We start from the raw sequence: 17,613 nt of genomic DNA, 5'->3' as shown, positions 1-17,613 counted from the left end.
AAGAAGAAAGGCTTTGTGAAATTGCATTCTTTTTTATAAAAAACAATTCCTTAAATTTGCTGACCTTAAAATCATTATAGTATGTTACAGATAGCATTTATTAGAGAAAACCAAGAAAAAGTAATCCAGGCTTTGGCGAAACGTAATTTAGACGCAAAAGCAATGGTTGAAGAAGTGGTGGCTTTAGATGAAAAGCGCCGCGCAACTCAGGTGGAATTAGACAACACTTTGGCAGAATCGAACAAGCTATCCAAAGACATCGGAGAGTTAATGAAGAGCGGTGAGAAAGCCAAAGCGGAAATCTTAAAAGAAAAAACAACCATCTTAAAAGAGAAAAGCAAGGAATTAACAGATGTGTTAAATGCGGTTTCTGATGAATTAACGCAGGAACTGTATAAATTGCCAAACCTTCCTGCCGATGTTGTTCCGGAAGGAAAAACACCGGAAGATAACGAAACCGTTTTTGAAGAAGGAACCATTCCGGTATTGCATGAAGGTGCTATGCCACACTGGGAATTGGTGAAAAAATATGACATTATCGATTTCGAATTAGGAACCAAAATTTCAGGTGCCGGATTCCCGGTTTATAAAGGGAAAGGAGCGCGTTTGCAACGTGCATTGATCGCTTACTTTTTAGATAAAAATACCGAAGCCGGTTATAAAGAATACCAGGTTCCGCATTTAATCAACGAAGCATCAGGATACGGAACAGGACAGCTGCCGGATAAAGAAGGGCAGATGTACCACGTGGGAATTGACGATTTATACTTAATCCCTACGGCAGAAGTTCCGGTTACCAATTTATTCCGTGATGTGATCTTGCAGGAAAATGAACTGCCGGTTTTATGTACGGGTTACACACCGTGTTTCCGTCGTGAAGCAGGTTCATACGGAGCGCACGTTCGCGGATTAAACCGTTTGCACCAGTTTGATAAAGTGGAGATCGTTAGAATCGAGCATCCTGAAAAATCATACGAAGCCCTGGAAGGAATGGTAGAGCATGTGAAAACATTGCTTCAGGAATTGAAACTGCCATACCGAATCCTGCGTTTGTGTGGAGGTGATATGGGATTCACTTCGGCATTAACCTATGACTTTGAAGTGTTCTCAACAGCACAGGACCGTTGGCTGGAAATCAGCTCGGTATCTAACTTTGAGACTTTTCAGGCAAACCGTCTGAAACTGCGTTTCAGAGATAAAGACGGTAAAAACCACCTGGCACACACGTTAAACGGAAGTTCATTGGCGTTGCCGCGTGTATTGGCAGGAATCCTGGAAAATTATCAAACGCCGGAAGGAATCGTAATTCCTGAAGTATTACGTCCTTACACCGGATTTGATATCATAAATTAATAAAATCTTATACTTTAATAATGTACTAATTAGCTAAAAAAAGCTACATTAGTACATTGTTTTTTTATGACAGTTGTGGAATGAAAAACCTTCTTCTTTATATCGTTTTGCTTAGCTCGATGTTTGTTTTCTCGCAAAATGAACAGCTGGCGCAAAACTATTTTGACAGAGGAGAGTTCGATAAAGCAATTGTGATCTATGAAGGCCTGTTAAAAACACAGCCCAATAACTACCTCTACTTTCAGAAACAGATTGCCTGCTACCAGCAGCTGAAAGACTATCCCAAAGCAGAAGAACTGATTAAATTCCGTATCGATAAATTCAGACAAACGAGTCTTTATGTCGAATTGGGGTATAATTACCAGTTGCAGAAGGATACGGATAAAGCCAATAAAAACTATCAGAAAGCATTGGACGTTATCAAAGAGAACCCGAATAATGTTTACGGTATTGCAAGTGCTTTTGAACAAAAAGTATTATTGGAACAAGCTTTAAAAGCCTACGAACTAGGCGTAGCGGGAAATCCGAACCTGAACTTTGATTACCAGATTGCCTTATTGCAGGGACAACTGGGAAATCTGGAACTGATGATTGAAAAATTACTGGACTATTCCTACCGGAACCAGCCCAATCTGGCTTTGGTGCAAAATCAGCTGGCGCGCTTTATGATGGAAGACACTCAGGAAACCTTTAATGGCAACCTGCGAAAAGCCCTGTTGATCAGAACCCAGAAAACACAGGACATTTTCTGGAACCAGTTTTTAAGCTGGTTTTTTGTACAGCAAAAAGAATACGGAAAAGCCTTTATTCAGGAAAAAGCCATCTTTAAACGCAACCCGGAAAACCTGTTCAATATTATCAGCCTGGCAAGACTGGCCGTTCAGGAAGGCGAAAACGATACGGCAAAAGAAATCCTGGATTTTATACTGCTAAACACCCAAGATATGGAATTGCAGATGGAAGCACATTATCAGCTTGTTTCGATGGATATCGATAAAGCAACGGTAAAAGACTATCCGGTAATTCAGGAAAAACTGTCCGGATTACTCAAACAATACGGGGTATCCCCATATTCGCTGCACCTGCAAATCTTAAAAGCACATTTTGATGCCTTTAACCTGAAACAGTTTGAAGCAGCAAAAACAACACTCACCAAATCCTTAGAATTACCATTAAACAATTACCAGAAAGCGGAAGTAAAAATGGAACTGGCAGACGTTTTGCTGCTGGATGAAAAATTCAATCAGGCGATCATTTATTATGCACAAATAGAAGACGACCTGAAAAATGATGAAATAGGACACGAAGCCAGCTTTAAAATGGCAAAAGCCAGTTACTTTAAAGGCGACTTCGACTGGGCACAGCAGCAATTTAAAGTCCTTAAAGCATCGTCGTCACAACTCATTGCAAACGATGCGCTGGAGCTATTCCTGTTAATCAGCGATCATACTGTTCAGGACAGTACACAGGTTGCCTTAAAGAAATTTGCAAAAGCGGATTTCCTGTTGTACCAGAACAAAACCAATGAAGCCTTAAGCGGATTCCAGTCCCTTTTGAGCGAACAGAAAGGGAAAAGTATCGAAGACGAAACCCTGCTGAAAATCGGGCAGATCCTGGAGCAGAAAAAAGACTATACCGGGGCCTTAAAAACCTATCAGGAAATTATAGAAAAACATGCGGAAGGTGTCTATGTCGATGAAGCCTTGTTTTTCTCGGCAGAGATATACCGGAAATATTTGCTGGATGTTGAAAAAGCCAAAGCACTTTATGAAAAAGTGATCTTCAGCCATCAGGACAGTATCTATTATGTGGATGCCCGAAACAACTACAGAAAATTAAGAGGAGATAATAATTTATAAACGCAAAGCGTTCCGGTTACTCCCAATACAATAACAATTAAGATTCCTAAAAAATGATAATTTACAACGTAACGATTAATATACACGAAAGTGTGCATGATGCCTGGATGAAATGGATGCAGGAAAAGCACATTGCCGATGTTCTGGCAACGGGGAAATTTACTTCGGCCCGTATGGTAAGAGTGCTGATTGAAGAAGAAATGGGCGGTGTTACCTATTCCATTCAGTACACGACAGACAGCAAAGAAACCCTGCAAAAATACTATGATGAAGATGCCCCTCGTTTAAGAGCGGAAGGATTTGCTTTGTTTGGGGATAAAATGCTGGCTTTCAGAACCGAATTACAGCTCATCAGTGATCATTAATAACAAACAGCACAGCGGTAGAATCTTTAAAAGACCAAAAAATGGATAAGGTAAGAGCAAAAAAACATTTGGGACAACACTTTCTGAATGATGAGAATATTGCAAAAAAAATTGCAGATTCGCTGGTATTGGAAGGCTATAAAAAAGTATTGGAAATTGGTCCCGGAATGGGCGTGCTCACGAAGTATCTTTTGGAGAAACCCATAGAAACCTATGTGATCGAGATCGATACCGAGTCGGTGGAATACCTGCAAACGCATTACCTGCAGCTGAGCAACCGTATTATTTCCAAAGACTTTTTAAAATACAATATTAAAGAAGTCTTTGGCGACGAACCTTTTGCCATTATTGGTAATTTCCCGTACAATATTTCTTCACAAATCGTATTCCGCGCACTGGAACTGAGAGATCAGATTCCGGAATTTTCCGGGATGTTTCAAAAAGAAGTAGCCGAGCGTATCTGTGAAAAAAAAGGCACCAAAGCCTATGGGATACTTTCCGTACTGGTACAGGCTTTTTATGATACAGAATACCTGTTTACAGTATCGGAAAACGTTTTTACACCGCCGCCAAAAGTGAAGTCGGGAGTGATGCGCATGCGTAGAAAAGAAAACTACAAACTGCCGTGTGATGAGAAAATGTTTTTTAATGTGGTGAAAACCGCATTTAACCAACGCAGAAAAACACTGCGAAATAGCTTAAAAGTTTTTCAGCTATCGGATAATTTAAGAGAAGATAGTATCTTTGACCTCCGCCCGGAGCAAATCTCGGTAGAACAATTTATAGAACTCACTCAAAAAATAGCCGCCGATGGAGTTTAAAATCAGCAGAGACTTTATTGCTCAGATTGAGCAACTAATCAGTGAAAACAAAGGACAGGAACTCGAAATTCTGCTCCAGGACGTTCACTATGCTGATATTGCCGAAATCATGGAGGAACTCGATGATGCAGAGGCAAGCTATCTTTTTAAAATCCTTGACAGTGAAAAAACGGCCGAAATTCTTCTTGAACTAGACGAAGAAGTCCGTGAAAAAATCCTTCGAAACCTTTCTGCAAAAGAAATTGCGGAAGAGCTGGATGAGTTAAATACCGATGATGCTGCCGACATTATCGCCGAATTGCCACAGTCTAAAAAAGAAGAGGTAATCTCCGAGCTGGAAGACGTGGAACACGCAAAAGACATTGTGGACTTATTGCGTTATGACGAAGATACTGCCGGTGGACTAATGGGGAAAGAGCTGGTAAAAGTGAATGAAAACTGGAATGTGCTCACCTGTGTTAAAGAAATGCGGCAACAGGCAGAGAATGTTTCCCGCGTGCATTCCATTTATGTAGTGGACGATGAAGAACGCCTGAAAGGCCGTTTGTCCCTGAAAGACTTGCTGACTACTTCTACCAAAACGCCAATCAGTGAGGTATACATCAAAAAAGTAGACTATGTAAAAGTCGATACCAAAGATGTTGAAGTGGCGCGTATCATGCAGAAATATGACCTGGAAGCCATTCCGGTTGTAGACGAAATGGGGCGCCTGGTAGGACGTATTACCATTGACGATATCGTTGACGTTATTAAAGAAGAAGCCGATAAGGATTACCAGTTGGCTGCCGGTATCTCGCAGGATGTTGAGGCAGATGACAGTATCCTTGAATTAACCCGTGCGCGTTTGCCATGGCTGGTTCTGGCACTATTGGGCGGATTCATCAGCGTTAAGGTATTAGGCCTTTTTGACGGCGCGATGGAAAACCATCCGGAATTGTTTTTCTTTACACCGTTGATCGCTGCAATGGCAGGAAACGTTGGAGTACAATCCTCTGCAATTATTGTTCAGGGTTTGGCAAACAACACCTTAAGCGGTTCTTTGTGGAACCGGTTACTGAAAGAAGTCAGCCTTAGCCTGCTAAACGGATTTATATTAGCCATTATTTTATTAATCGGAAGCCATTTCCTTTTAGGTGTAAGCCCTATGCTGGGTATCACCGTAACCGTAGCCTTACTTTCGGTAATTGTTACCGCTTCCGTTTTGGGTACTTTTATCCCCATGACCCTAAACCGTTATGGTATTGACCCCGCTTTGGCCACCGGGCCATTTATTACCACCAGTAATGACATTTGCGGGATCCTGATTTACTTTTCCATAGCCAAACTGATATTGGGCTTTTAATCATAAAAAAACTGTTCTTATGAAAATTGTAGTGATTGGTGGTGGTAATTTAGGTACCTCCATCGCTTTGGGCATTGCTAAATTTACCGAAGGTAACACCTTAGTGGTTACCAGGAGAAATTTGGAAACAATTCGTTTTTTGGAAGATAGCGGCATACAGTTGTCTTCTGATAACAATGATGCGGTTACTAACGCCGATGTGGTCATTTTAGCCGTAAAACCCTTTCAGGTAACCAATATCATTACAGCCTTACGACCCCATTTAAAACAGAAAATTGTTGCCTCAGCGGTTAGCGGACTTTCAATGGAAAGCCTGCAGGAGCAATTGGATGCGACTTCGGTTGCCATCCGTATTATGCCGAATATTGCCATCCGGTTTGGTGCTTCGGCAACCTGTGTGACCCTGCGGGAAGACGATAGCAATACCGTACAGCCCTTTTTAAACATTTTGGCCCAGTTGGGTTCCGTAGAGGTCATTGAAGAAAAAATGATGGATGCGGCAACGGTTCTGGGAGCCTGTGGAACGGCGTATGCACTGCGCTATATCCGGGCAGCTATGCAGGCCGGAATTGAGATCGGTTTTGATGCCCAGACGGCATTGGCAATCGCCTCGCAAACGGTGAAAGGCGCTGCCGAAATGGCATTGCAGGAAAAAGTGCACCCGGAACAACTTATAGACCGGGTTACAACGCCAAAAGGTTGTACCATCGCCGGACTCAATGAAATGGAACATCAGGGATTCAGTTCGTCACTGATTAAAGGAATAAAAACATCATTAGACAATATAAAAGGGACATGAATCAGGACGTAAAAATACTTCATATCGATAGTAACCACCCTATATTATGGGCACAGCTGGAAGCAGCAGGATTTGTTAATCATGAAGATTTTAAATCCTCCAAAGAAGCGGTGGAAGCTAAAATTCAGGATTATAACGGTATAGTGATCCGAAGCCGTTTTAAAATAGACAAAGCCTTTCTGGATAAGGCTGTAAACCTGCAGTTTATTGCAAGAGTAGGTGCAGGACTGGAAAGCATCGACTGTGACTATGCAACAGCAAAAGGGGTGCATTTAATAGCGGCACCGGAAGGAAATCGCAATGCGGTTGGGGAACATGCTTTGGGCATGCTGCTGTCCTTGTTTAACAAGCTTAACAAAGCCGACAGGGAAGTGCGGAGCGGACACTGGAACCGGGAACCGAATCGCGGCCACGAGCTGGACGGTAAAACGGTTGGGATTATCGGTTACGGAAATATGGGGAAATCCTTTGCCAAAAAGCTGCGGGGATTTGATGTGGAAGTACTGTGTTATGATATCCTGGATAATGTAGGCGACGGAAATGCACGCCAGGTTTCATTGCTCGAATTGCAGAAAAGAGCCGATGTGCTGAGTTTGCATACGCCCTGGACGCCGGAAACAGATAAGATGATCAATGCTGATTTTATCGATGCCTTTTCAAAACCGTTCTGGTTTATCAATACCGCAAGAGGAAACAGTGTGGTTACCGCTGATTTGGTTACCGCCATGAAAACGGGTAAAATTCTGGGAGCCGGATTAGACGTGCTGGAATATGAAAAATTATCTTTCGAAAACCTGTTTACCGATGGGCAAACGCCGGATGCTTTTCAGTATTTACTGGAATCGGAAAATGTATTGTTAACACCGCATATTGCCGGATGGACGGTGGAAAGTAAAGAAAAACTGGCACAGGTGATCGTTGATAAGATTGTTAAACACTATAAACATGAATAAGATAGCCTATTATTTAGTGATTCTTGTTGGAGTCATTACCTGTCTGAGCTTCTTTCCGCATGCGTTTTTAGGAATGAAAGCGGTGATGGAGCATATTGCCAAAGGAGAAATACAGGAGCCGGCTGCGAACGGAATGCGGATGATCTGGTTTTATTCGTCTGTAATGATGCTGCTAAGCGGGATGTGGATGCTTTTTTTGGCAAAACCCATAAAAGAAGGGCAGTTCCAGGCCAGGGTACAAATGTTGCTGCTGGGTTTGGGATTGAGTATCTTTGGATTGGGATGTACGTATATTTCGGGAGAAATAGATCATATGTTTTTATTTACTATTGAAGGAATATTGCTGTTGCTGGCAGTGACCTTGTTTTTTAAAAATCAGAACCATGGATAAAAAAGAAATTAAAAGAGTTACCGGATTAGGAGGTTTTTTCTTTAAGAGTGAAAACCCGGATGGAATTAAGGAATGGTATAAAGATCGTTTGGGACTTCCTGTCGATGCTTATGGCTGTTCGTTTCAGTGGAAAGACAAAGATGGCAATGACGGTTCTACGCAATGGTCGCCGTTTTCAAAAGATACTAATTATTTCAAACCCAGTGAAAAACAGTTTATGATGAATTTCAGGGTGGATAATCTGGTGGCCTTGCTGGAGGTGTTGCGGGAAGAAGGAGTTACGATTGTTGGTGAGATGGAGGAGTACGAATACGGGAAATTTGGCTGGATTATGGATCCGGAAGGAAACAAAATTGAACTTTGGGAGCCGAATGATGATGCTTTTCTATAAAAAGTACTATATTCGCTACATAATCAATCTAATCAAAACAAAAAATGGAAGTAAAAAGTTCAATGTCAGAGGATTGGAATAATCCTCAAATCCCGGAATTTAAGGTCGATCCGATCATGGTTTTAGTCTTCGGATTTCTAACGTGCGGGTTATACCTTATCTACTGGAATATTAAAGTTGCAGAAGTTTTAAATGCTGTAGCCGGGAAACAAATCATTTCACAGCCGGTTGCTATTTTTTCCGGATGTTGTATGCCTGTTAACTTGTATTATTACTACATAGCAGGTAAAGAAGGTTTACCAAAAGTATATGAGAAAATTGGTGAGCCAAACAAAGACCAATCGGTTCTTTTATTAGTGTTAGGTTTTATTTTTCCAATGGTGGCAGCAATGATTGTACAAGGTGATATCAATAAGCTTTACAAATAATAAAAAGAAACAACTCAAAGTATATGGAATTATCGGGGCATTAATTACCCTGATAATTCCTTTTTTGCTTACGTTTCAAAACGAGCACAATCATCTGGATACGGCACAATCGCTTTGTCCTTTTAAAATGCTCACAGGCTTTCCGTGTCCCGGATGCGGGATTACGAAGTCCTTGGTATATATTTATGAAGGAGATTTGTACAGAAGCCTTTATTTTCATTTATTCGGGCCGTTAGTGTTTGTATTCTGTATCCTGACGGTAATTGTTTTAACAATAGAACTGATAACCGATAAAAGCTATTTCAGGGATATTTTTTACAGCCGTAAAATAGCCTATATTTTAGGAGTTATACTGGTCGTGTATCATTTAATCCGACTGTATTATTTTATTTCCGATAATACTTTCGACGATATACTCCGGCAGTCTGTATGGAGATAAAAAAAGCGCCCTGATCATCTCAGGGCGCTTTTTTTATCATTATTATATTTCTTATTCTCCTTTTTCATTGAGTTTTCTTTCCAGTTCAGCCTGGAATTCTTCCATAACCGGTTTAACGGTGCTTTCCGGTAAATCGGCAATTCGGATGTACATTAAGCCGTCTACAGCGTTATTAAACAGCGGATCTACATTAAAGGCTACTACGCGTGCATTCTGTTTGATGTATTTTTTGATCAGTACCGGTAAACGAAGGCTTCCCGGTTCTACCTCATCAATGATCTTGTCAAATTTGTTCAAATCGGCTTCCGTTTCGTTAAAAACAAAATCTTTGTCGGCGTCTTTTAGTTTAACCTTGTATTCTTTCTTAGGGTGGATGTACTGGGCAATATACGGGTCGTAATAATGCGACTTCATAAACTCAATCATCAGCGATTTGGAAAAATCGGAAAACTGGTTGCTGATACTCACGCCGCCAATCAGGAATTTGTGTTCCGGGTGACGTAAAGTAGTGTGTACAATTCCTTTCCACAACAGGAATAAAGGCATTGGTTTTTGCTGGTACTCCTTAATGATAAAAGCACGTCCCATTTCGATAGATTTAGACATCATATCATATAATTCCGGTTCGAAGCGGAACAGTTCGTGCAGGTAAAACCCGTTAATACCGAATTTTTTATAAATCTCGGAGCCCAATCCCATACGGTAAGCTCCGGCGATACGTTTTGCATCATCATCCCATAAAAACATGTGGTGATAATATTTGTCGTATTGGTCTAAGTCTAAAGACTCGTTGGTACCTTCTCCTACTTCTCTAAAAGTAATTTCTCTCAAACGGCCCACTTCGTGCAGGATATTCGGGATCTTATCGGCAGTCACTAAGAAAACTTCGTAGTTCTTGCTTTGTAAAAGACGGTAATCGCCTTTTCGCAATTCGGTTACTTCCTGTAAGATCTTTTCGTTATTGGCAGGATTGGCAATTTGCTTCGGACTGCTTTTAGGAAGTTGTAATTTTAAACTTGGAGGGGACAGTAATTTGCTTTCCGCTTCAAAAGAATTGGCAAGCATGTATGTTTTACGACGTAAGAATTCGGAATAAGCCTCAATGCTTTCATATTCGCACTGCTCGTTAACAGAGATCGGTTTCCCGATACGGACTTTTATTACCCTTTTTTTCTGTGTCAGTAATTCCGATGGTAATTTAGCCGTACGCAGTGTAGGGCTGATTTTGGATAACAAATAAAATAAACGGCTGTTTTTTGCGTGGAAATAAATAGGCACTACCGGAACATTCGCTTTTTTGATAAGCTTTAATGCGCCTTCTTCCCAGGGTTTGTCCACAACAAGCTCATCGTCTTTATAGGTAGAAACTTCACCGGCCGGAAAAATACCCAATGGTTTTCCGTCACTTAAATGTCTGAGTGTTTCTTTAATGCCTACTACGCTGGATTTGGCATCCTTGTGATTTTCAAAAGGATTAACCGGCATAACATAAGGCTTTAACGGTTCGATGCGGTGTAATAAAAAGTTGGCAATAATTTTGAAATTCGGTTCTTTTTCAAGCATTAATTTCAATAGCAATATACCATCGATCCCACCTAAAGGATGATTGGAAATCGTAATATAAGCACCTTCTTTTGGTAATCTTTTAAGATCTTCTTCGGGAATTTCAAATTTTATCTGGAATTCGTCCAGAATTGCATTGAGAAATTCTACATCACTAAGATGTTTGTTTCTGTTATAAATCTTGTTAAGAGTAGAAATTTTCAATACCTTCATCAGTAACCAGCCTGAAAAAGTTCCTAAAAACCCGTATTTATCAGTGTTTATTGCCTTGGCAACTTCTTTAGCGGTAACTAAACCCATTTAATTTCGTTTTGAGCGAAAAACAAAGATAATAAATCTCATCTAACGCAAAAAGGCTTTGGTCTATTATTACGTTTTTTTTAATGAAGAATATAATTAGGTATTTGATTGTGAATGATTTGTTCTATTTCCATAATTCTTGTTTTAATTCTATTGGTTTTTACCTATTTTTGGAGAAAATGAAACAGTAACGATGAAAATTATCTCTTATAATGTCAACGGAATCCGTGCGGCAATCACTAAAGGGTTTTTAGATTGGCTGAAAAGTGCTGATCCTGATGTAATTTGCCTTCAGGAAATTAAAGCCACACAGGAACAGATTCCGTTATTGGATATAGAATTAGCCGGGTATCCGTATCATTATTGGTTCCCAGCGGAGAAAAAAGGCTATAGCGGTGTCGCGGTCTTATCGAAGATAAAACCGAATAATGTTGTTTTCGGAACCGGAATTCCGCACATGGATAAAGAAGGCAGAAACCTTAGGGTAGACTTTGATGATGTTTCGGTCATGAGTCTGTACCTGCCATCGGGAACAAACATCGACCGTCTGGATCATAAATTTATGTATATGGGCGATTTTCAGAACTATATCAACGAACTGAAAAAAGAGGTTCCGAATTTGATTATCTGCGGCGATTATAATATTTGTCACGAGGCAATTGATATCCATGATCCTATCCGAAATGCAAAAGTTTCCGGATTCCTGCCGGCAGAACGGGCATGGCTGGATGCTTTTATGAAAAGCGGCTTTGTGGACAGTTTCCGTCATTTTAACAAAGAACCGCATCACTACAGCTGGTGGAGCTACAGGGCAAATGCAAGAGCGAATAACAAAGGCTGGAGAATTGACTATAACCTGGTGAGCGAACCTTTAAAAGAAAGAATGAAGCGCGCGGTTATTTTACCGGAAGCCAAACATTCTGACCACTGCCCGGTTTTATTAGAAATAGAATAATCAAAATACCACTAAAGATGATTAAAAAAATGTCTATTGGAGTTTTGGCTTTAGCCTTATCAACTTCATGTGTTTCTAAAAAAATATACACGGATTTAGAAACGAAATTTGCCGATTTAAAGAAAGAAAACCGTCAGTTATCCGATGAAAATACGGCTTTAAGCAAGGATAAAAATCAATTGGACCTGTTGTCAAAAGATTTACAGGCACAATTGGACAAGCTGAAAGCAGAGCGTGACAAACTGGCTTCCGACTATGCAGCATCCAAAAACAGCCTGAACACATTACAGTCTTCTTATAAGGCATTGGAAAAAAACAGTGATGATGCTTTACAGAGCAATATGAACAAAAACCGTGAACTTTTAGCACAGCTGGAAGCCAAAGAAAAAGCTTTGGCAGCGGAAAGAGACCGTCTGGAAAAACTGAAGAACGATTTAAAAGACCGTTCGGACAGGGTTAACGAGCTGGAAAGCATGATTGCCGAAAAAGAGGCGAGTATGAAAAAACTGAAAGAAACCCTTTCCAAAGCCTTAAATGCATTTGAAGGAAAAGGATTAACAGTGGAGCATAAAAACGGAAAAGTTTACGTTTCGATGGAGAATAAATTGTTATTCGGAACCGGAAGCTGGGCTGTAGGTACAGAAGGAAGAAAAGCAGTTGTAGCTGTTGGTAAGGTATTGGGTGACAACCCGGAAATCACTGTGCTGATTGAAGGCCACACGGATAATGATAAATTTGCAGGAGCTGTTGGACAAATCGAAAACAACTGGGATCTGTCTACAAAAAGAGCTACGGCAATTGTGAACATCCTGGCGGAGAACAAAGCGATCGACAAGAAAAACCTGACCGCGGCCGGTAGAGGAGAATATGCTCCGATAGCGACGAATGATACCGCAGAAGGAAAATCGAAAAACCGTAGAATTGAAATTATTCTGACGCCAAAACTGGATGAAATTTCTAAAATGCTGAATGATATTAACTAAGCATTGTTAAACATAAAAAAGAGAGGTTCAGTATGTAAATGCTGAACCTTTATTTTTGCGTACTTTTGAAACCCATAATTTTCGATACATTTTACAAAATGAAATATACGACATTACCCCATACCGATGTGAAAGTCAGTAGCATCTGCCTGGGAACCATGACTTTTGGCGAACAGAACACCGAAGCGGAAGCTCATGAACAACTGGATTTTGCCCTGGATAAGGGAATCAATTTTCTGGATACTGCCGAAATGTATCCGGTAGCCGCACGCCAGGAAACAACCGGAAGAACGGAACGTTATATCGGAAGCTGGCTGCAAAAAAACGGAAACCGCGATAAAGTAGTGATTGCAACCAAAATTGCCGGTCCAAACCGCGGCATGGAATACCTGAGAGATGATCTGAGTTTTACTGCTGCAAATATCCGGCAGGCTTTGGAGAAAAGCCTGACCCAGCTGCGAACGGATTATATTGATTTGTACCAGCTGCATTGGCCGGAACGGAAATCGAATATGTTCGGACAACGGGGTTTTACCATTCAGGACGATGCCTGGGAAGATAATTTTAAGGCTGTTCTGGAAACATTTGATGCTTTGATCAAAGAAGGGAAGATCCGCCATATCGGAGTGTCTAACGAAACACCGTGGGGCGTAATGCGTTTTCTGGAAGAAAGCAAGCAGCATGGCTTACCGCGTATTAAAACGATACAAAATCCGTATTCCTTACTGAACCGGACGTTCGAAGTAGGCTTGTCGGAAACCTGTTATCGCGAAAAAGTAGGTTTGTTGGCCTATTCTCCTTTGGGATTCGGAACGCTGACCGGGAAGTTTTTAACCGGGGAACATCCGAATGCACGAATTAAGTTATTCCCGCGATTCTCGCGTTATTCCAGTGCGCAATCCACAAATGCGGTACGAAAATACCAGGAAGTTGCGCATTCCTTTGGGCTGACGCTAACCGAAATGGCTCTGGCTTTTGTGCAGCAGCAACAATTTGTGACAGCAACCATTATAGGAGCGACGAATTTGGAACAACTGGATGAAAATATTAAAACGCATAGCATTACCCTTACGGATGAAATGATCAAAGCGATTAACTATATTCAGGAGCTAATTCCAAATCCGGCGCCGTAAAAATTACTCTACAGCCAATTTATGGGTGGCGGTGTTGCCGTTATTATCCATAATGTGTAAAAGATACAAACCTGTAGCCAGATGCGATGTTTTAATCGTGTTTAGCTCCGGGTTTTGTGTTTTCTGGAAGGCAACCTGTTTTCCGTTCATGTCAAAAACCGTTACTTCCGTTGGGAAATTGCTTCCGGATGATTTGATGTTTATTTCGGCTCTGGCCGGATTAGGATAAACGGTAAAAGCCGTTTTGCTGAAATCGGATGTGCCTAAAGAACTGTCTTTGATTTTATAGATGGTTCCGTTGTTGATGGAGCCCACATACAATTCACCGTTATTATCCTCACCAAAAGTCACAAAGCTGTTTCCGCTGAAATTGGCCGAATATGTGATGTTCCCGGAGTTGTCGACCATTCCTATTTTGGATGCGCAGTAATCCGTGAAAAAATACTTGTTCTGGAAGTTCGGATACGTGGTTCCGGTATAGACATAACCACCCGTTATCGAGCAGTTTCCGGCAGAGTGTGTGGTTACCGCTAACGGGAAAGTCATCGTGGATTGTGCTGCACAACCGGTGGCATTATAAGCGGCGTTGCCTTCATAACAGCGCCAGCCGTAATTTAATCCGGCCTGAGTGGAACTTACTTTGTTGATTTCTTCAAAATTATTCTGACCTACATCGGCAATCCACAAATCGCCATTGCTTCGGTTAAACGAAAATTTCCATGGATTTCGGACACCTATTGCCCAGATCTCGTCGGCACCGGCAATACCCACATAAGGATTGTTCGCCGGGATGCCATAAGGCGTGCCGTTGTTAACGTCAATGCGAAGCATTTTTCCTAATAATTCATTGATGTTCTGTGCGCGGTTTTCCGGATCACCGCCGCTTCCGCCATCGCCCATACCGATATAGAGGTATCCGTCCGGACCAAATTTAACAGAACCGCCATTGTGGTTGGAATACGGCTGTGTAATCGTCAGCAGTATGCTGGCACTCGAAGTATTGGCAACATCGGGATTACCACTGTTCACGCTATAACGGGAAATAACCGTATTGCCAGTCGTGTTCGTATAATTCACATAGAAAAACCCGTTCGTGCTGTAATTCGGGTGAAAGGCAAGTCCTAACAGTCCGCGTTCGCCGCCGGAACTAATAATGCCGGAAAGATTAAGGAAAGGCGTTGGGTTAACGGTTCCGTTAGCATTTAATATTTTAATGGCACCGCCTCTTTCTACGACAAAGAGACGGGTGTCACCGGCATGGGTGATTTCTACAGGGCTTGAAAATCCGGTTCCGAAACTTTCCAGAGCGACCGTTTGGGAAAAACAGATGCCCGTGACAAGTAACATAAGGGGAAGTAATGCTTTTTTCATAGGTTATGTTGTTAAGTTGGTTGTAGTAAATTTAGTAAAAAATAATTAGGAAGCTGTGCAACTGTTTAATTTTGAGTGTTGTAATTAGAATGCTATGGTCGGTAATTGTTGGCTGTTCATCGGATTTCAGGAGCTTTATCGGTATATCAACGGGGTTACTTTTTTTAGGTTATTGCAAAAAAATAAACAAATGGTTATAGGATAAAACTAAGGTGTTTTTTTAAACAAAAAGTTGTATAGTGTTGTTTTTTAATGTTTTATGCTTGTTTTTTAAAAGTGTTTTATTTATGTTTACAGAATAGATGCCCTCCAAGTAATAATTTTAAAGCAGGTTTGTAGCATTACGAATTGCTTTATAAAACTTTAAAATATACGCCATGTTACAGAAAATGAAAGAATTAGGAGTACTCTTCTCCTTGTGTTTTGTATGTGTCTTTTCCGGATGTGAAAAAGATACTTTTGAGGAAACCTTTGAAAAGAAAGGAAACCCGCTTACGATTAAAAAACTACCTTTTGAATCGTTGAAAAACAATCCCGCCCTATTGCATAAACTGGAGCAGCTCAATGCAAAAAAAGCTGCTTTTTTTGGAAAAATGGTAACCGACCCGATCCATAATTTTTCCTTTGATACCGAAGACGTAACGTATATTGAAAATGGAAGCCACCATTCGTATACATTCCCGATTGTAAGAACGGTACCCGGTTTATATGTGGAAAATCTGGTGTTAAACAGGGAAGAAGACGGTGTTTACCATGCTTATATTACAACATATAAACTAAGCCGGGAGCAGGTATTGCGGCTGGGGACTGTTGGCAGCCTGAATGATAAAATGACAATCCGGGCCTTACCGGATTTTGATATGGCTGTTTTAGGGAAAGGTAAATTAAAACCCTGCCATACATTGATAACGGTTCCGGTGGCCTGGAACGAACAAGGGCAGGTTACCCATAGCGAGCTTATTGAATTAATCGATAAGGATTGTATCGACCAGCTCAATAGCGGCGGACAAACAAGTACCGGTGATGGGAATTCCGGTAATGGAGGCGCTTCAGATGGCGGTTGGGGCGGCTGGATGGGAACCGGCTATGACACCGGTGTTTATAATCCGCCGGGAACTGATACCGGTAATGATACCGGAGCTGAAGGAAATGTTGGCCATGTAGGGGGAGGTGGTGCTGCTTATGGAGATGGTTCACCCGTTATTACCACTCCGGTAGTACCGATGACATTTACATCATTTATAAAAAATTTTAAACAGGGAGTGAGCCAGCTGGTTCCGGATCATCAATGGTGGAATACAACAAACGGGAAAAAGATAGTTCAATATTTACAGCATAATTTTAATACCCAAACAGGATCCGTTGATTTTCAGGTGTCGGAGTTTGTGACTTGGGCTGTTACCTACTTAATAAATAATCCAAGTATTACATTTGATCATTTATTATATAATAGAGTAACATTAGAAAATGATACGGGAGATTATGAAAATAATTCTGAAGGGAATTATGATAATACTATTTATGAAGATTTCAATCCACAGCAAAATTCTTGGCCAGATATACCAAGTGTTATTCCGGTAAACCAATTTATAGGATGGGGAACACCCAATATTAAGAGAAATTGTATGGATTATGCTAAAGCTCAAATTGCTAAAAAAGGATACAGTATTTCGAATTATTATGATTTAGGTCAAACATTTCAAATTTATACAGAACAGAGTGGAGTAAATCATAATCAATTGTCAAAAGGACTAAGTTATTTAAAATACGCTCTTTCTAATGGAATTCCTGTAATTGTTGGGATTGACAATTATTTGGGTAATCCAGGAAACCCAGATCAGACAACTGACCATTTTGTTGTTATTGTAGGTATGGGATCTAATACAAATGGGAATTACTTCCAATTTTATGATAATGCATCTGGTGATTCTGCTTCTGGAGCAAATCCATTAAATTTGTTGTATTACCATGCATCTACAGGAATTATTTCCGGTAACTCGCAGACCAGTTATGCACAAACGCCAAGCTTACATAAGTATATAATAACACAAATTAGAAAAAGTAAATAAAAGAGTATTATGAAAAAAATAAAAATAATATTGTTTTTTGCATTCCTGCTAACGAGCTTGAGTACTTTTAAGATGGCAGCCCAGATTATTGACAAGGA

General features: G+C 40.7%; 17 protein-coding genes. 15 read left to right on the top strand and 2 right to left on the bottom strand.

The genetic code is table 11. The features are described from left to right. The first annotated feature begins 81 nt into the window (after positions 1-81). From serS to B3394_RS14260, 11 genes are all read left to right on the top strand, one after another. Positions 82-1,353: a serine--tRNA ligase gene (gene serS, locus B3394_RS14310; protein WP_273245999.1), complete on the top strand. Its 1,272-nt coding sequence runs from the start codon at positions 82-84 to the stop codon at positions 1,351-1,353. Between the two features lie 80 nt (positions 1,354-1,433). After that, a complete protein-coding gene (locus B3394_RS14305; RefSeq protein WP_286925802.1) occupies positions 1,434-3,212 on the top strand; it encodes a tetratricopeptide repeat protein in 1,779 nt (592 codons plus the stop codon). 53 nt (positions 3,213-3,265) lie between these two features. Further along, positions 3,266-3,577 carry a DUF4286 family protein gene (locus B3394_RS14300; RefSeq protein ID WP_177731188.1) on the top strand — a complete coding sequence of 104 codons (312 nt, stop codon included), beginning with the start codon at positions 3,266-3,268 and terminating at the stop codon, positions 3,575-3,577. Positions 3,578-3,618: 41 nt separating this feature from the next. After that, a complete protein-coding gene (gene rsmA, locus B3394_RS14295) occupies positions 3,619-4,398 on the top strand; it encodes a 16S rRNA (adenine(1518)-N(6)/adenine(1519)-N(6))-dimethyltransferase RsmA (protein ID WP_177731190.1) in 780 nt (259 codons plus the stop codon). Further along, complete coding sequence (gene mgtE, locus B3394_RS14290) at positions 4,388-5,740, top strand: magnesium transporter (protein ID WP_177731192.1); 1,353 nt, start codon at positions 4,388-4,390, stop codon at positions 5,738-5,740. The genes rsmA and mgtE overlap by 11 nt, the downstream gene beginning before the upstream one ends. A gap of 19 nt (positions 5,741-5,759) precedes the next feature. Continuing rightward, entirely contained in the window at positions 5,760-6,539 is a 780-nt protein-coding gene (gene proC, locus B3394_RS14285; RefSeq protein WP_286925800.1) for a pyrroline-5-carboxylate reductase, read from the top strand. Beyond that, complete coding sequence (locus B3394_RS14280) at positions 6,536-7,492, top strand: 2-hydroxyacid dehydrogenase (RefSeq protein WP_273246002.1); 957 nt, start codon at positions 6,536-6,538, stop codon at positions 7,490-7,492. The genes proC and B3394_RS14280 overlap by 4 nt, the downstream gene beginning before the upstream one ends. Continuing rightward, a complete protein-coding gene (locus B3394_RS14275) occupies positions 7,485-7,883 on the top strand; it encodes a hypothetical protein (protein WP_286925798.1) in 399 nt (132 codons plus the stop codon). The genes B3394_RS14280 and B3394_RS14275 overlap by 8 nt, the downstream gene beginning before the upstream one ends. Beyond that, positions 7,876-8,274 (top strand): VOC family protein, encoded by a 399-nt coding sequence (locus tag B3394_RS14270; RefSeq protein WP_286925796.1) that lies wholly within the window; start codon positions 7,876-7,878, stop codon positions 8,272-8,274. The genes B3394_RS14275 and B3394_RS14270 overlap by 8 nt, the downstream gene beginning before the upstream one ends. A 44-nt stretch (positions 8,275-8,318) precedes the next feature. Next, positions 8,319-8,702 carry a DUF4234 domain-containing protein gene (locus B3394_RS14265; RefSeq protein ID WP_246297033.1) on the top strand — a complete coding sequence of 128 codons (384 nt, stop codon included), beginning with the start codon at positions 8,319-8,321 and terminating at the stop codon, positions 8,700-8,702. Then, positions 8,677-9,141 (top strand): DUF2752 domain-containing protein, encoded by a 465-nt coding sequence (locus B3394_RS14260; protein ID WP_286925790.1) that lies wholly within the window; start codon positions 8,677-8,679, stop codon positions 9,139-9,141. Before B3394_RS14265 ends, B3394_RS14260 begins: the two co-directional genes overlap by 26 nt. 51 nt (positions 9,142-9,192) lie before the next feature. On the opposite strand, the gene B3394_RS14255 is transcribed toward B3394_RS14260, so the two are convergent. After that, the gene (locus B3394_RS14255) at positions 9,193-11,004 is read right to left on the bottom strand and encodes a GNAT family N-acyltransferase (RefSeq protein WP_177731204.1); all 1,812 of its coding nucleotides are present in this window, start codon (positions 11,002-11,004) and stop codon (positions 9,193-9,195) included. 193 nt (positions 11,005-11,197) lie between these two features. Here B3394_RS14255 and B3394_RS14250 point away from each other — a divergent pair, with 193 nt between their 5' ends. From B3394_RS14250 to B3394_RS14240, 3 genes are all read left to right on the top strand, one after another. Beyond that, positions 11,198-11,959 (top strand): exodeoxyribonuclease III, encoded by a 762-nt coding sequence (locus B3394_RS14250; protein WP_286925788.1) that lies wholly within the window; start codon positions 11,198-11,200, stop codon positions 11,957-11,959. Positions 11,960-11,976: 17 nt separating this feature from the next. Next, positions 11,977-12,942 carry an OmpA family protein gene (locus tag B3394_RS14245; RefSeq protein WP_286925786.1) on the top strand — a complete coding sequence of 322 codons (966 nt, stop codon included), beginning with the start codon at positions 11,977-11,979 and terminating at the stop codon, positions 12,940-12,942. Between the two features lie 98 nt (positions 12,943-13,040). Then, positions 13,041-14,075 (top strand): NADP(H)-dependent aldo-keto reductase, encoded by a 1,035-nt coding sequence (locus B3394_RS14240; RefSeq protein WP_286925784.1) that lies wholly within the window; start codon positions 13,041-13,043, stop codon positions 14,073-14,075. Positions 14,076-14,078: 3 nt separating this feature from the next. Here B3394_RS14240 and B3394_RS14235 read toward each other — a convergent pair whose 3' ends face one another. Then, positions 14,079-15,446, bottom strand: coding sequence for a PQQ-dependent sugar dehydrogenase (locus B3394_RS14235; protein ID WP_286925782.1), 1,368 nt, complete (start codon positions 15,444-15,446; stop codon positions 14,079-14,081). Between the two features lie 377 nt (positions 15,447-15,823). Between B3394_RS14235 and B3394_RS14230 the strand changes: the two genes are divergently transcribed. Beyond that, positions 15,824-17,515: a hypothetical protein gene (locus tag B3394_RS14230; RefSeq protein WP_286925688.1), complete on the top strand. Its 1,692-nt coding sequence runs from the start codon at positions 15,824-15,826 to the stop codon at positions 17,513-17,515. Positions 17,516-17,613 lie beyond the last annotated feature (98 nt).

Source organism: Flavobacterium sp. UBA4197, assembly GCF_002379575.1.
Taxonomy (GTDB): Bacteria; Bacteroidota; Bacteroidia; order Flavobacteriales; family Flavobacteriaceae; genus Flavobacterium; species Flavobacterium inviolabile.
The sequence above is the reverse complement of the archived record's forward strand: the minus strand, read 5'-3'. Positions and strand labels throughout refer to the sequence as shown.